Annotated in this window: 9 protein-coding genes and 2 pseudogenes; 5 read left to right on the top strand and 6 right to left on the bottom strand. The window is 70.8% G+C overall.

Annotation, left to right across the window (positions count from 1 at the left end; translation table 11 throughout):
- Nucleotides 1-41: 41 nt before the first annotated feature.
- Nucleotides 42-1,661: a peptide-N4-asparagine amidase gene (locus tag J7E89_RS32040; protein WP_214978424.1), complete on the bottom strand. Its 1,620-nt coding sequence runs from the start codon at nucleotides 1,659-1,661 to the stop codon at nucleotides 42-44.
- A gap of 176 nt (nucleotides 1,662-1,837) precedes the next feature.
- On the opposite strand from J7E89_RS32040, the gene J7E89_RS32035 reads away from it, so the two are divergent.
- The 3 genes and pseudogenes from J7E89_RS32035 to J7E89_RS42500 form a co-directional block, all read left to right on the top strand.
- Entirely contained in the window at nucleotides 1,838-3,703 is a 1,866-nt protein-coding gene (locus tag J7E89_RS32035; RefSeq protein WP_214978422.1) for an ABC transporter ATP-binding protein, read from the top strand.
- On the top strand, nucleotides 3,700-5,481 hold the full coding sequence (locus J7E89_RS32030) for an ABC transporter ATP-binding protein (protein WP_214978420.1): 1,782 nt from the start codon (nucleotides 3,700-3,702) through the stop codon (nucleotides 5,479-5,481). Before J7E89_RS32035 ends, J7E89_RS32030 begins: the two co-directional genes overlap by 4 nt.
- 104 nt (nucleotides 5,482-5,585) lie before the next feature.
- Nucleotides 5,586-5,921, top strand: a pseudogene (locus J7E89_RS42500) (DUF6234 family protein); the annotation flags it as partial.
- Between the two features lie 312 nt (nucleotides 5,922-6,233).
- Here the strand turns inward: J7E89_RS42500 and J7E89_RS32025 are convergent.
- The 5 genes and pseudogenes from J7E89_RS32025 to J7E89_RS32005 all read right to left on the bottom strand — a co-directional run bounded on the left by J7E89_RS32025 (nucleotide 6,234) and on the right by J7E89_RS32005 (nucleotide 11,814).
- Nucleotides 6,234-7,736, bottom strand: coding sequence for a SulP family inorganic anion transporter (locus tag J7E89_RS32025; protein WP_214978483.1), 1,503 nt, complete (start codon nucleotides 7,734-7,736; stop codon nucleotides 6,234-6,236).
- An 8-nt stretch (nucleotides 7,737-7,744) separates the two neighbouring features.
- Complete coding sequence (locus J7E89_RS32020) at nucleotides 7,745-8,353, bottom strand: carbonic anhydrase (RefSeq protein ID WP_214978418.1); 609 nt, start codon at nucleotides 8,351-8,353, stop codon at nucleotides 7,745-7,747.
- A gap of 83 nt (nucleotides 8,354-8,436) precedes the next feature.
- Complete coding sequence (locus J7E89_RS32015; protein WP_214978416.1) at nucleotides 8,437-8,826, bottom strand: hypothetical protein; 390 nt, start codon at nucleotides 8,824-8,826, stop codon at nucleotides 8,437-8,439.
- A gap of 181 nt (nucleotides 8,827-9,007) precedes the next feature.
- A pseudogene (locus J7E89_RS32010) lies at nucleotides 9,008-10,907 on the bottom strand (FAD-dependent oxidoreductase).
- 115 nt (nucleotides 10,908-11,022) lie between these two features.
- Nucleotides 11,023-11,814, bottom strand: coding sequence for a metal-dependent hydrolase (locus J7E89_RS32005; RefSeq protein ID WP_214978408.1), 792 nt, complete (start codon nucleotides 11,812-11,814; stop codon nucleotides 11,023-11,025).
- A gap of 122 nt (nucleotides 11,815-11,936) precedes the next feature.
- Here J7E89_RS32005 and J7E89_RS32000 point away from each other — a divergent pair, with 122 nt between their 5' ends.
- On the top strand, nucleotides 11,937-14,450 hold the full coding sequence (locus tag J7E89_RS32000; protein ID WP_214978406.1) for an RNA helicase: 2,514 nt from the start codon (nucleotides 11,937-11,939) through the stop codon (nucleotides 14,448-14,450).
- Nucleotides 14,451-14,484: 34 nt separating this feature from the next.
- Complete coding sequence (locus J7E89_RS31995; protein ID WP_214978404.1) at nucleotides 14,485-15,363, top strand: acyl-CoA thioesterase II; 879 nt, start codon at nucleotides 14,485-14,487, stop codon at nucleotides 15,361-15,363.
- Nucleotides 15,364-15,429: the final 66 nt, after the last annotated feature.

The raw sequence follows: 15,429 nt of genomic DNA, 5'->3' as shown, positions 1-15,429 counted from the left end.
ATCTGGCGGATGCCCGGCCGCGTACCGACCGGGCACCACGGTCAGCAGCGCAGCCGGTCCTCCGTCACCGTCCCCTGGGCCGTCTTCAGGCTCCGGTCGTAGCAGCCCGCCGTCCCGTACAGCCGGTAGCGCTCGCTCGACGTGCCGACCGCGTGCCGCTGGTCGCGCGGGACGTTCGCGGTATACGTCGCGTCGCCCTCGTACGCGTCGTCGAACCGCGACCAGGACACCCGTTTCCCGCCGCGCTCCGTAGAGGTGTCGGCGCGGTCGCCGAGCGCGAGCACGGTGCGCAGCCGGTCGCCCGCGCCGAGCGTCGTCGTGCCGTCCATCGTGTACGTCCGGTGGGCGCGCACGGCAGTGGCCGGGCCGCGGCCGTCGACCGTGACGGTCTCGTTGTCCGTCCACGTGCCCTTGAGGGCGTCCAGACTCTCGCCGTCGGTCCAGCGGTGGACGGAGGTGTTGGCGAGCGTCCGGTCGACGGTGGTGACGACGCGCCCGTGCGAGGTGTTCACATGGCCGGAGACGGTGAGCCGGTGACCGCCCTTGGCGTCGAAACGGTGCTGCGAACCCGGCGTGTACGTCGAGGAGTTGGCCGGAGCGCCATTGTCGTGCCGGGTCAGCGCGCCCGTGACCACCTCACTCCCCTTGTCCTGCCACACCAGCACATTGACGGGCGTGCTCCAGCCGGTCTGCCCCTCGGGAACACCGACGACCGAGACCTCCACGCGGTGCGGGCGACCGTCGTTGAGCCTGCCCGCGAAGGGCGTCAGGTCGTACTGGATGGGCTTGATGTCGAAGGCGCGCGGGCCGGGGATCACGTACCAGAGGAAGGGGTTGGACCAGCCGCCCGTCCAGACCGTCGGGAACGGCGCGGCGATTCCCGCGAGTTGTCCGTCGACCTTGATCTGCACTTCCCGGTAGGGGCCGTCCGGCGTCTTGCAGGAGTACGGCGCCTCCTCGGGGACGGACAGGTACCAGTACTCCTCGCAGCCGCCGCCCGAGCCCGTCGCGTACACCTCGGCGAGGATGCGTTCGGAGTTGCGCGGGGTGGTGAGGGAGTCCCCGCCGTCGAGGGTGAGGACGCGGTCCGGGGTGTGGGTGGCCGGCTTGGTGCGGCCTTCGGCGGCGTAGAACGTCAGGGTCGCCTTGACGTCGATGATCCCGGTGTACGTCTCGTTGACGACATTGCCGATGAGCATCTCGACGGGCTGTTCGCGGCGCAGGGTGTCGCTGTAGCGGGTGACGTCCTTCTCCACGGACCAGGTGATGCCTTCGGGAGAGGGCTGCGGGGTGGAGGTGCGCAGTACCTCGACCCCGCCGATGTGCAGGTAGCCGAGGCGGTCGTACTGCCGTCCCGCGACCTTGCCTTCGAGGCGGAGCACCACCTTGCTCCAGCGGTCGCCGCAGTCCTTCGGGGGCGAGTACCCGCCCCGGTACGGCGTGAAGTCGCGGAACTGGGCCTGTGCGACGGTGACTTGGCAGGACCGGGTGCCGGGTGTCTCGACGGGCGGCGCCGCGGTGACGGGATCGTGCCAGTCGCGGCCGAATTCGGCGGGCGGCTCAGCTGCGGCGGTGGCCGCTCCGGCCTGGCCTGCCCCGAACACCGATCCGGCGGCCAGGGCCAGGGTGGCGAGCATGCACATGACTTTTGGTCGTCTCATGCGTCAGGAGTGAAGCGTGGGACGGCGGGGAGCGCCAGAGCGAGATGTTGGATCTTGGCGCGTTCTGTGTCCCGGCGCCCATAAATCGATTGCGAATTCAGGTGGAAAAACGCGAACCTTGCACGGTTTCGCCAGTACAAGCCAGGACAAGCCAGCACACCGAGCCGTGGGACGTCATGCAGATTCGCGATCTTCCGTATCCCGATCCGGGCGTCCCCGACGTCCGGTCCGGTCCCCGATTCCTCTACTGGCTCGGGCGGAACCAGCTCGGCGGGCAGCTGAAGTCGCTCTCCTGGGGCCTGTTGCACCAGTGCGGTGTCGCCGGTCTGCCGCTGGGCGTGGGGCTCGCCGTACAGGCCGTGGTCGACAGATCCGGCAGCCGGCTGGCAGTGGCCGCCGGGCTGATCGCCCTGCTGGGTGTGGCCGTCGCCCTCGGCGACACCATGCTGCACAGGACCGCCGTCACCAACTGGATCACCGCTGCCGCACGCGTGCAGCAGTTGCTGGCCCGCAAGACGGCGGAGCTGGGGTCCGCGCTGACTCGCAGGGTCGCGGCGGGCGAGGTCGTCGCGGTCTCCACCGGCGACGTCGAGAAGATCGGCTGGTTCGTCGAGGCGCTCTCGCGCTTCGCCGCCGCCGCGCTCACGCTTGTGGTCGTGTGCGTGGGGCTGATGGTCTACCAGCCCGCGCTCGGCATCGTCGTGGCCATCGGCGTGCCCGTGCTGGCCCTGGCCGTACTGCCCTTGCTGCCGAAGGCGACCCGGCGGGCCGATGCCCAGCGTGAGAAGGCCGGCAAGGCCACCGAGCTGGCGTCCGACACCGTCGCGGGCCTGCGCGTACTGCGCGGCATCGGCGGCGAGGACTTGTTCCTCGGCCGCTACCGCAGCGCCTCGCAGGAGGTACGCAAGGCAGCCGTGCGCAGCGCCCGCATGTGGGCGCTGATCTCGGCCGTCCAGGTTCTGCTGCCGGGCCTGCTGCTCATCACGGTCGTGGTGTACGGCGCGAAGCTCACCCTCGACGGGCGGATCGCGGTCGGCGAACTGGTCACCGTCTACAGCGCGGTGACGCTGCTGCTCTATCCTCTCCGGCACTTCGAGGAGATCGCCATGGCGTACTCCTTCTCGCGGCCGTCGGCCAAGCGGACCGCTCGGGTGCTGGCGCTGGAGCGCACGGCGTACGCGCCGGGTGACCCGGCGGCTTCCGTCGCCGAGGAGCCCCCGGCCGGTGACCTGTACGACCCGGCCACCGGACTGCTCGCTCCCGCCGGCCGGTTCACCGCCGTCGTGTGCGGCGACCCGGACATGGCGGGCGTGCTCGCGGAGCGCCTCGGCGGTCACGCCACCACGGACACCGCCACCACCACCGGCGAAGCGGCGCAGCCTTCGGCGCTGCTCGGCGGGGTGGCGCTCGACGACCTGCCGCTGATCACCGCGCGCGGTGCGGTCCTGGTCCAGGACAAGGACCCGGTGCTGCTCTCGGGCACGCTCAGCGAACTGCTCGACGTACCGGCCTCGGGGAACGTGGCGGCGGCGGACGCGCTGGAAGCGGCCCATTGCGACGACGTACTGGCCGCCCTCGCCCAGGCGTCGACGGACAGCACGGACGACCCGATGCGCACCCGGATCACGGAGCGCGGGCGTTCGCTCTCCGGCGGCCAGCGTCAGCGCCTGGCGCTGGCGCGCTCGCTGGTGACCGACCCCGAGGTGCTTGTCCTGGACGAGCCGACCTCGGCCGTCGACTCGCACACCGAGGCGCGGGTCGCGGCGGGCGTGAAGCGGCTGCGGACGGGGCGTACGACCGTCGTCTTCGCGTCGTCGCCGCTGCTGCTCGACCAGGCCGACCGGGTGGTGCTCGTCCATGAGGGCGCGGTCGCCGCGGTGGGCGTGCACCGCGAACTGCTGCACACCGACACGCGGTACCGCGCGGTCGTCACGCGCGAGTCAGCCGACGAGGACGCAGTGGACGCAGCGAGCGCCGCGAGCACGCGGGCCATGGCACACGCCGACGTACCCGTACTGGAAGAAATCGAGGAATCGGCATGATGGGCGTGGCGCCACCGACGTACGACCCAGCGGCACCGGAGTCGGCGACGACCCTGCCTGTCGGCAGTCCGGCGACCGTACGGACGTACGTGGGCGAGCTGATGCGGCGGCACCGCAGGGCGTTCGCCGTGCTCGTGTCGTTCAACGCGGTCGCCGTCATCGCCTCGATGGCGGGCCCTTACCTCCTGGGCTCGCTCGTCGAGGATCTGGCGGACGGGGCGCGTGAGCTCCACCTTGAGCGTACGGCGGCGATCTTCGCGCTCGCCCTGATCGTCCAGACACTCTTCACCGGCCAGATGCGGCTGCGGGCCGCGATGCTCGGCGAGGAGATGCTGGCCGACCTGCGCGAGGACTTCCTCGTACGGGCGGTCGGTCTGCCGCCGGGCGTGCTGGAGCGGGCGGGCACCGGCGATCTGCTGTCGCGCATCACCACCGACATCGACCGGCTGGCCAACGCGATGCGCGAGGCCGTGCCGCAGCTCGCCATCGGTGTGGTGTGGGCGGGGCTGCTGATCGGCGGCCTCACCGTCACCGCGCCGCCGCTGGCGCTTGCGGTGCTGGTGGCCGTTCCGGTGCTGGTCATCGGGTGCCGCTGGTACTTCAAACGGGCGCCGTCGGCGTACCGCTCAGAGGCGGCGGGGTACGCGGCGGTCGCCGCGATGCTCGCCGAGACCGTGGACGCCGGGCGGACCATCGAGGCGCACCGCCTCGGCGGGCGCCGGGTGGCCCTGTCGGAGCGGCGGGTCAGGGAGTGGACGGCGTGGGAGCGGTACACACTGTGGCTGCGGACCGTGCTCTTCCCCGTCATCAGCGTCACGCACATGACGATCCTGTGCTCGGTGGTGCTGATCGGCGGCGTCTTCGTCCTGGAGGGCTGGATCAACGTCGGCCAGCTGACGACGGGCGCCCTGCTCGCGCAGATGCTGGTCGACCCGGTCAACCTCATCCTGCGCTGGTACGACGAACTTCAGGTCGCGCAGGTGTCGCTGGCCCGGCTCGTCGGCGTACGGGAGATCGAGCCGGACGCGGGTGACACGAAGATGGCGCCGGACGGGCGTGCGGTGCGCGCCGACGCGGTGCACTTCGGGTACCGGGCGGACGTCGACGTACTGCACAAGGTGACGCTGGACGTGGCGCCGGGAACGCGGATGGCCCTGGTCGGCCCTTCGGGCGCAGGGAAGTCCACCCTCGGCCGGCTGCTCGCCGGGATCTACGCGCCGCGTACGGGCGAAGTGACCCTGGGCGGAGCGGAGTTGTCACGGATGCCGGCCGAGCGGGTGCGCGCGCACGTGGCACTGGTCAACCAGGAGCACCACGTCTTCGTGGGTTCCCTGCGCGACAACCTGCTGCTGGCCCGCACGGGCGCGGACGACGCGGAGCTGTGGGCGGCGCTCGGCGCGGTCGACGCGGACGGCTGGGCGCGGGCGCTGGACGATGACCTCGACACCGAGGTCGGTTCCGGCGGCCACGCCCTCACTCCGGCACAGGCGCAGCAGATCGCGCTGGCCAGGCTGGTGCTCGCCGACCCGCACACGCTGGTGCTGGACGAGGCGACGTCACTGCTCGACCCACGGGCGGCGCGGCATCTGGAGCGTTCACTGGCCCGCGTCCTCGACGGCCGTACGGTCGTGGCGATCGCCCACCGGCTGCACACCGCGCACGACGCGGACGTGATCGCGGTGGTCGAGGAGGGCCGGATCAGCGAACTGGGCAGCCACGACGAACTGGTGGCAGCGGACGGCGCGTACGCGGCGCTCTGGCGCTCCTGGCACGGCTAGCAGTGGCCGGGGGCACGCTCCTGCGGGGCAGCGGATCTCGCGATCTTCGCCATCTGAGTACCCGCACTCATGCGCTCCGCGCGCGCCGGCGCCAGTCTGCAGGCATGAGTAACGCTCGCAGTGGTCCCAGCCTTGCCGCCGACATCCTGGCAGCGCTCCTCGCGCTCCTCGTCGAGGCAACGGTGGTGGTCGGCGTGTGGTTCGTCGTCGGCATCAACGCATGGGCCGACAACAAGAGCGGCCGCGAGCCGGATGGACTGTCCTACGAGGCGCAGATGATGATCTGCGCCGGCGCCGCGGGGGCCGTCGCGCTCGTCGTTGCCATCTTCTGCGGCCGCGCCAGGATGTGGGTGACCACCTGGACACAGGCACTGGCAGCCGCGGTACTCGCCGTGGGCGTCCTGGGCGCGTTCGCGTACGAGCACCGCACCGCGCCACCCCCCCGCGCGGCCGGACCACGTGTGGGAACAACCGCCGTGCCGCAGCGGCAGCGACTGCAGCGAGAGCGGCGGCTAGCACCGGCGCGCCTGGCGGGCCGCGGGCCCCGCCCCGCATGGACTGTTCCGCGCGCGGCGGGGAGCGTAACTGCGGTGGACCGCCACCCGAAAGGACGCCGTCCGTGCGCGACCTCGTCGCACGGGGGCCCACCCCGCCCCGCACGGAGCGTTCCGCGCGCGGCGGGGAGCGTAACTGCGGTGGACGCCACCCCAGGGGCGCCGTCCGTGGGCGGCCTTGTTGCCGTTGTGCGTCGGTCAGGCTGCGACCCGTACTGGCTCCACCCCTGCTTCGTTGTGGCGGTCCGCCCACTGCGTCAGGGCCGCGCCGCAGGCGTGGTCCACGTGGCGCAGGCCCGCGAGGTCGAGCTCGATCGGACGGTCGCGGGGCAGCGCCTCCAGTTCGTCGAGGAGTTTCGGGAGCCGCAGGAAGGTCGCGTTGCCGAGGACACGGACGCGCACTGGCCCCCGCTCGTCCTCGTCGCCGCCGGACACCTCCACATGGACGTGCGAGATTTCCCACGCCGACTTCGCGACCGCCAGCAGCAGTCCGATCAGTACCCCTTCGAACATGTTGGTCACGACGATCGCGAGCGCCGTAGTGCCGAGCACCACCGCCTCACCGCGGTGTTCGCGCCACAGCGGGACGAGTTCCTTCACCGGGATCAGCTTCCAGCCCGCGTGCACCAGCACACCGGCCAGCGCCGCCACCGGAATCACGCCGAGAGCCGCCGGGAACGCCGCGGCGAAGACGAGCAGCCACACCCCGTGCAGAACCCGGGAGGCCTTGGTGCGCGCCCCCGCCTGCAAGTTGGCGGAGCTGCGTACGATCACCGCCGTCATCGGCAGCGCCCCGAGCATTCCACACACCGCGTTGCCCGCGCCCTGGGCGACGAGTTCCTTGTCGTAGTCGGTCCTCGGGCCGTCGTGCAGCCGGTCCACCGCGGCCGCGCTGAACAGGCTCTCCGCCGACGCGATCAGGGTGAAGGCGACCACCGTGCCCAGCAGCCCGACTTCGGCGAGCTGTGCCAAGTCGGAGACGCCCGGTGGCTGTACGGCGTCGAGCAGCCCCTTCACTTCGACCCGCGCGACCGGCGGGTCGAAAATCACCGCCGCCGCGGTCGCGAGTGCGACCGCCGCGAGCGGGGCGGGCAGCACGCGCGCCGCGGCCGGAATCCTCGGCCACAGCACCAGCACCGCCACCGTGCCGAGCCCGATACCCAGCGCGGCCAGGGCCGGTCCCGACCCAAAGGTGCCGGCCGCCAGCCCCGGCAGGCCGCCGATCTTCGCGAGGCCGCCGGCGGGCGCCCCGGCGCCGGCCAGGGCGTACAACTGGCCGGCGATCAGCACCAGGCCGATGCCGGCGAGCATGCCCTGCACCACCGCGATCGAGATCGCCCGGAACCAGCGGCCCAGCCGCAAGGCACCCATGGCGAGTTGCAGCACTCCTGCGCCCAGCACGATCGCGCCGAGTGCGCCGATCCCGTACTCCTGCACGGCCTCGTACACGAGCACGGTCATTCCGGCCGCCGGGCCGCTGACCTGGAGGGTGCTGCCGGGCAGCAGTCCGGTGACGAGCCCGCCCACGATCCCGGTGACCAGGCCCAGTTCGGCGGGTACGCCGGAGGCGACGGCCACGCCCACGCACAGCGGCACCGCCACCAGGAAGACGACGAGCGAGGCGGTGAAATCGGCACGGAGGTCGCCCGGACCGCGCCGCCCCCCGAAACGCTTCGTTACGGCCTTGACGGCGGTGGTCACGCCGGCGCTCACAGCGGGAGGAACGCGTCGACGGCAGGCTGGTGCGCCAGGACCAGGCCGGTGTCCACGGCGTAGAACCAGCCGTGCAGCCGCAGTTGTCCGGCGGCCAGCCGCTCCGCCACGCAGGGGTAGGCCCGCAGCCGCTCCACCTGCTCGCGGACGTTGCGCTGGACGGCCGCCGCCACCTCCGTGTCGGCGTCCGCGTGGAGTCCGTTCAAGTCGTCCGGCAGCTGGCTGTTCAGCCAGCCCGCGACCGCCGGTACGGCGCCGAGGTCCTCACCACGCACCCGCGCGCCGATGGCTCCGCAGTGGGAGTGCCCGCACACCACGATGTCGGGAATCCGCAGCACACTCACCGCGTACTCGATGGTCGCGGCCTCACCGCTCGGCCGGTCCGCGTGGTAGCCGGGCACCGCGTTCCCCGCCGTACGCAGCTCGAAAAGCTCGCCGGGGCGCGCGCCGGTGATCAGGGAAGGAACGACGCGCGAGTCGGAGCAGGTGATGAAAAGCGCCTGCGGAGACTGGCCTGCCGCCAGCCGTCCGAACCACTCGCGCTGCTCGTCGCGCGCGGCTATTCGTGCGCCGAGGGAGCGGGCGTGGTCGATGAAAGTCTGCATGAGGGATCGCCTCCAGGAGCGATGACAGTGCCGGGATGTGACGGATCAGTACGTACGGGAATCGGTCCGTACGGGCAGCGTCATCAGCAGCGGAAAACCTGGAGGGCGACGGGGAAGTCCCCGGATCTCGACGGCGCGTGGCAGTACGGCGCACCGCCGTCGGCGGGAAGAGCGTGGCGCGGGAGCTCCACGGGCGGGGAGGACAGGGCGCAGGCCGCATGGACAGCAGTCTGCGGGGCGCCGGTCTCCGGCCGCTGCGCCCGGCGGACCTGGCCCGGGTGGGCCGTGGAATCGGAGTCGGGGGGCGAACAAGAACCCTGCGCGGCCACCGGCGGCGCCGCCCCGGGTTCGGCAACAGCCGTAGGACCGACAGCAGAAGGCTCCGCGACGGCGTTGCCGGTCGCCACCGCGAGGGAGAGCAGAGCGAATACCGCCAGCAGCAGCGCCTTGGCGGCCGCGGTGATCCGCAGCACTGTTCCCCCTCCCCGTGACGTCGTATCGAAGATCGCCACCATTGTGTCCTGGAAGAGGTACCGGACAGCAACTCGGCAATTTACAACGCCGTTAACTCTCCGCGAACGGGGCCACATCACCCCCGCGGGGACGGTCCGGGCACCGTCGCGCCCCCCGGACCGTCCCCGCAGCACGACGCTGTCAGCGGCTGCCGTGCACCTCCAGCGCCGCCCGGACCGCGGACTCCAGCGCCCCTTCGATCCAGGCGGGCTTGAGCGAGGTGTGACACCCGGCGAAGTGCAGCGGGCCTTCGCGGGTGCCCATGTCCGGGAGGATTTCGGTGTGCTGCCCGGGCAGGAGTACGGACGCCTCCCCGTAGGCGTACGGGTCGCGCTGCCAGCTCTGCGTGCATGCCACGCAGCGCCAGCGCGTACCGGGCCTCGTCGTCGTAGGAGTCCCAGCGCCGGGCGTCGTCCGCCCAGCTGTACGAGGCGAGTACGACGCCTCCGTCGCTGCCCGGCACGCGGTGGGACGGGTTGAACATGAAGCGGTTCGGGTTGTCGGTCACCGACCCGCCCCCGATGACCTCCGCCGCCTCGGGCTGGTCGCGGGAGACCCAGCAGTGTGCCGCGTAGTGCGTGCGCTGTGCCTCGGAGAGGTGCCCGGGCGGCACGGAGGGGTGGGCTCCGAGCAGCCGCCCGTCGTTCGCGACCCGGCCCTTGCGGTAGGCGTCGTACAGGCCGGGATCCATGGCGTTCAGCTCGCGCTTCCAGTCCTCCTCGGTCATCTCCCACCACCGGCGGCTGAATTCGAGGAGGACCTTGGTGGCGCTGTCGTAGTGCACCTCGCAGACGGCCCGGCGCTTGCCGTACGAGAGCTGGGGCGAAACCTGGACGTGCCGCAGGCCGGAGAAAGGGATGGTGACGATGGCGGTGTCGCCGGAGAACTGCTCGCGCACCACTTCGCCGTCGCGCCCCTCGGAGACGGTGTGCAGCCGCACGCGCGGCCCCGGGGCCCCCGCGTCGCGGGTTTCGATGCGGGTGACGCGCCGGTCGAAGTGCACCTCGTCGCGTACGTCGTCGAGGAGGGCGTCCGCGAGGACCGCGGTGCCGCCGGTCAGCTCGTAGAACTTGGTGCCGGGGCTGATCAGGGAGGCGCCCATGAAGCTGTGCAAGAAGGACAGCGGGAGCCGGGACGTCATGTTCTCCAGCGTGCCGATGAGGTCGATCGTGCGGGTGTCGAGCTTCGCGTGCTCGGTGAGGAAGCGGTACATCGACCAGTCGCCGAAGCGCTGGACGATCCGGGCCCAGCCTTCGACCAGCCGGGGCATCGGCTTGTTGACGCGGGTGCCGTCGGGCCGGCGGGTGCTGTACTCGTCGCGGACCGGGTCCAGGGCCTGCCGGACGATCTCGGACGCGGGGACATTCACGTATTCGCGCGGCACGCCGAAGGAGCGGTTGATCGCCTGGGGGTTCTTCGCGTAATCGGCGCGCCGGGCCCTGATCCCGTTGACGCGGATCCATGTGCGGTACACCGGCTTGCCGTCGGGGTCGGTGTCGATGTAGTGGAAGGGCCGGCGTTCGATGCCGAGGTGGTCGATCAGCCCGATGACCAGGGGGTGGCTGCCGGGGATGCGCATGGCGCCCGCCTCGGCGTACTGCTTCGGATCGGCGAACGGCTGCTTCGCGTTCTCGTGGCCGCCGGTACGGAAGGTCTTGATGCGGCCGCCCGCGCGGTTTCCGTTGGCCTCCACGACGGTGACCCGGTGACCGGCTCGCTTGAGCAGCGACGCGGCGACCATGCCGGCCGGTCCGGCGCCGATCACCAGCACCTTCTTCGGCGCGGCGCCGGCCCTCGGAAGCCCGTCGCCGAGAAGGATCTTCTCGTACCTGGGGACCAGGGGCTTGTTGTGCTCATCGACCACCAGCAGGGCGCGGGCGACGGTGAGGCACGTCTGCCAGTCGGCGGTGGAGCGGGGAGCGGCGGGCGCCAACGCCTCTGCGGGAGCAGCCGCCCCGGCGACGGTGGTGACGCCAGCGGCTGTAGCCACCGCGCCGGTGCGAACACTGAATTGACGACGCGTCAGCTTTAAGGATTCCATGATCTCATGAACTGGATCTTGGCCCGCCCGGCAGCGGGTCCGCGTCAGGATTCACCCGAACGGAAAGCATAAGAACGCATCAGAACACATCCGGAGTGTATGCATCCGGAACGCGTCATATGAAGTTCATCGCCGCCGCGCCCCCCACTCCCCCGAGCAGCATGAACACCGGCATCAGCACCTTCAGCTCCACCCAGCTGCCCGCGCGGAACCGCAGCGCCTTCGGCGGGCCGATCGGGTACCAGCGCTTGCGGCCGACCGGGATCGGCCACAGGATCGGGCAGCCGGAGACGGTGAGCGCGTCACCGATGTCGTGCACCAGCGCACCGAGCACGATCGGCAGGCCGAGCCACAGATACTCCTGGCCGTCGCCGGTGAACAGCCAGTCGGCCCCGTTGCCCGGTTTGTCCAGTACGCCCGCCAGAATCCACGCGCTCGTCGCGCCGAGCAGCCACACCAGGACGTCACTGGACACCCGGGCGGCCCGCCACAGCAGACCCTCCACCGCCAGTACCAGGTGGATGAAGAGGAGCACGAGCACCGCCCAGCGGCCACCGGTGAACGCCACGAGCGACGCTCCGCCGCCGATCATGACCGCCCACAGCCAGGTGTGGGTGAGGGTGCGGTGGCCGCCGGTCCTGCGCGGGTCACCGGGCTTCTTGGTCGCCTTGTAGACGGCGTACGACAGCTTGTCGACGATCTCGCACAGGCCCTTCGACACCGGCCCGAAGGCGCGCGAGATCGTCGCGGACTTGTGGTCGAGGTCGGGCGCGAGGGCCGCGCCCGCGCAGATCAGGGCGCCGACGACGATCACGGGCCACGGCATCGGATGCCCGGCCGCGGCTGCCGCCGCCCCCACCCCCAGCCAGGCCGCTGCTCCTGACAGTGAGTGCGCCGGTCCCATCATGGTCGTTCCCCGCCCCATTTGCTCTTGTGGTGTGGCCCAGTTGACACGGCAGCGTATCGCCCGTGATCTTCGTGCGACCGACCGGTTCCCTGTTCAGGGGGGAAGCCAGGCAAGATGGGGGCGTGACCCTTATCGATCAGATGCCCCCGACCGCCGACCCCGATGCCCTCTTCGAGGCTTTCTCCTCATGGGCCGAGGGCCAGGGCATCAGTCTCTATCCCGCTCAGGAGGAGGCCCTGATCGAGGTGGTGTCCGGCGCGAATGTGATCTTGTCCACCCCCACCGGCTCCGGCAAGAGCCTGGTCGCGGCCGGTGCGCACTTCACCGCGCTCGCGCAGGACAAGGTGACCTTCTACACCGCGCCGATCAAGGCGCTGGTCTCGGAGAAGTTCTTCGACCTGTGCAAGCTCTTCGGTACGGAGAACGTCGGCATGCTGACGGGCGACGCGTCCGTCAACGCCGACGCCCCGGTCATCGCCTGTACGGCAGAGGTGCTGGCCTCCATCGCGCTGCGCGACGGCAAGCACGCCGACATCGGCCAGGTCGTGATGGACGAGTTCCACTTCTACGCCGAGCCGGACCGCGGCTGGGCCTGGCAGATCCCGCTCCTGGAACTGCCGCAGGCGCAGTTCATCCTCATGTCCGCGACGCTCGGCGACGTCTCGATGTTCGAGAAGGACCTGACGCGCCGCACGGGCCGCCCGACGTCCGTCGTACGCTCCGCGACCCGCCCGGTCCCCCTCTCGTACGAGTACCGCCTGACGCCCATCACCGAGACCCTGACCGAGCTGCTCGAAACCAAGCAGGCACCGGTCTACATCGTGCACTTCACGCAGGCGGCGGCCGTCGAGCGGGCGCAGTCGCTGATGAGCATCAACATGTGCTCGCGCGAGGAGAAGGACCAGATCGCCGAACTGATCGGCAGCTTCCGCTTCACCACGAAGTTCGGCCAGAACCTCTCGCGGTTCGTGCGGCACGGGATCGGCGTGCACCACGCGGGCATGCTGCCCAAGTACCGCAGGCTCGTGGAGAAGCTCGCGCAGGCGGGTCTGCTGAAGGTCATCTGCGGTACGGACACGCTCGGCGTCGGCGTCAATGTCCCGATCCGTACGGTCCTCTTCACGGCCCTCACCAAGTACGACGGCACGCGCGTACGCACGCTCCGCGCCCGGGAGTTCCACCAGATCGCGGGCCGCGCCGGCCGGGCGGGCTTCGACACGGCGGGCTTCGTCGTCGCGCAGGCGCCCGAGCACGTCGTCGAGAACGAGAAGGCGCTCGCCAAGGCGGGCGACGACCCGAAGAAGCGCCGCAAGGTGGTCCGCAAGAAGGCCCCCGAGGGCTTTGTCGCCTGGTCCGAGACGACCTTCGACAAGCTCATCGGCTCCGACCCCGAGCCGCTCACGTCCCGCTTCCGCGTCACGCACACCATGCTGCTCTCGGTCATCGCCCGCCCCGGCAACCCCTTCGCCGCCATGCGCCACCTCCTGGAGGACAACCACGAGCCGCGCAAGGCGCAGCTGCGGCACATCCGCCGGGCCATCGCCATCTTCCGTTCGCTGCTCGACGGCGGCGTGGTGGAGATGCTGGAGACCCCGGACGCCGACGGCCGGACCGTACGGCTGACCGTCGATCTCCAGCATGACTTCGCACTCAACCAGCCGCTGTCGACCTTCGCGCTGGCCGCGTACGAGCTGCTGGATCCGGATTCCCCCTCGTACGCCCTGGACATGGTGTCCGTCGTCGAGTCGACCCTCGACGACCCGCGCCAGATCCTCGCCGCCCAGCAGAACAAGGCGCGCGGCGAGGCGGTCGGCCAGATGAAGGCGGACCGTGTCGAGTACGAGGAGCGCATGGAGCGGCTCCAGGAGATCACGTACCCGAAGCCGCTGGAGGAGCTGCTGTGGCACGGGTACAACGTGTACCGCAAGAGCCACCCGTGGGTCGGTGACCACCCGGTGTCCCCGAAGTCGGTGGTCCGCGACATCTACGAGCGGGCCATGACCTTCGCCGAGTTCACCTCGCACTACGAGCTCGCCCGCACCGAGGGCATTGTGCTGCGCTACCTGGCGGGCGCGTACAAGGCCCTTGAGCACACCATCCCGACCGACATCAAGTCCGAGGACCTGGAGGACCTGATCGCCTGGCTCGGCGAGCTGGTGCGCCAGGTCGACTCCAGCCTCCTCGACGAGTGGGAGCAGCTGGCCAACCCCGAGGTGGAGACGGCCGAGCAGGCGCAGGAGCGCGCCGACCAGGTCAAGCCCGTCACGGCGAACGCGCGGGCGTTCCGGGTACTCGTACGCAACGCCATGTTCCGCCGCGTCGAGCTGGCCGCCCTGGACAACGTCCGGGAGCTCGGCGAGCTGGACGGCGATTCCGGCTGGGACGAGGACAAGTGGGGCGAGGCCATGGACGCGTACTGGGACGAGTACGACGACCTGGGCACGGGTCCTGACGCTCGCGGTCCGAAGCTGCTGATGATCGAGGAGGACGCCGAGCACGGCCTGTGGCGCGTCCGCCAGATCTTCGCCGACCCGAACGACGACCATGACTGGGGCATCAGTGCGGAGGTCGACCTCGCCGCATCCGACGAGGAGGGGCGGGCGGTCGTCCGCGTCACCTCGGTAGGCCAGCTGTAACCGCCGGCTGTAAGAGCTAAGGAGAGAGACACCCGTGACGACGAATCCCGCCGAACGGCTCGTCGATCTGCTCGACCTGGAGCAGATCGAGGTCAACATCTTCCGCGGCCGCAGCCCGCAGGAGTCCCTGCAACGCGTCTTCGGCGGGCAGGTCGCGGGCCAGGCCCTGGTCGCGGCGGGACGTACGACCGAGGGCGACCGGCCCGTGCACTCGCTGCACGCGTACTTCCTGCGCCCCGGCCGCCCCGGCGTGCCGATCGTCTACCAGGTGGAGCGGGTGCGGGACGGGCGTTCCTTCACCACCCGGCGGGTCACGGCGGTGCAGCAGGGCCGGACGATCTTCAACCTGACCGCTTCCTTCCACCAGCCGGAGGAGGCCGCCTTCGAGCACCAGCTGCCGCCGCGCCTCTCCTTCCCGGACCCCGATTCGCTGCCGACGGTGGTGGACGAGATCCGCGAACACCTCGGGGAGCTGCCGGAGGCACTGGAGCGGATGGCCCGCCGCCAGCCCTTCGACATCCGGTACGTCGACCGGCTGCGCTGGACCGCCCAGGAGATCAAGGAGGCGGACCCGCGCAGCGCGGTGTGGATGCGGGCGGTCGGACCGCTGGGCGACGACCAGCTCGTACACACCTGCGCGCTCGCGTACGCGTCCGACATGACGCTGCTCGACGCGGTCCGCATCCCGGTCGAACCCCTCTGGGGCCCGCGCAATTTCGACATCGCGTCGCTGGACCACGCGATGTGGTTCCACCGGCCGTTCCGGGCCGACGAGTGGTTCCTGTACGACCAGGAGTCCCCCATCGCGACGGGCGCACGGGGGCTGGCGCGCGGCCGGATCTACGACCGTGCGGGCAACTTGCTGGTGTCGGTGGTGCAGGAGGGGCTGTTCCGCCCACTGCCTCCGTCCTGATGGCCTGATGGATAGGCGTCCGCTATGGGGCGCATTCGCGAATCGCGCATTGTGACAGCCCCCCGC

Source organism: Streptomyces sp. ISL-100 (genome assembly GCF_018614615.1).
Classification (GTDB): domain Bacteria; phylum Actinomycetota; class Actinomycetes; order Streptomycetales; family Streptomycetaceae; genus Streptomyces.
The sequence above is the reverse complement of the archived record's forward strand: the minus strand, read 5'-3'. Positions and strand labels throughout refer to the sequence as shown.

Bases quoted from the DNA above. Each gene is read 5' to 3' on its own strand.
- J7E89_RS32035 (WP_214978422.1), top strand. From the start codon at position 1,838: ATGCAGATTCGCGATCTTCCGTATCCCGATCCGGGCGTCCCCGACGTC.
- J7E89_RS32040 (WP_214978424.1), bottom strand. From the start codon at position 1,661: ATGAGACGACCAAAAGTCATGTGCATGCTCGCCACCCTGGCCCTGGCC.
- J7E89_RS32005 (WP_214978408.1), bottom strand. From the start codon at position 11,814: ATGATGGGACCGGCGCACTCACTGTCAGGAGCAGCGGCCTGGCTGGGG.
- J7E89_RS32030 (WP_214978420.1), top strand. From the start codon at position 3,700: ATGATGGGCGTGGCGCCACCGACGTACGACCCAGCGGCACCGGAGTCG.
- J7E89_RS32020 (WP_214978418.1), bottom strand. From the start codon at position 8,353: ATGCAGACTTTCATCGACCACGCCCGCTCCCTCGGCGCACGAATAGCC.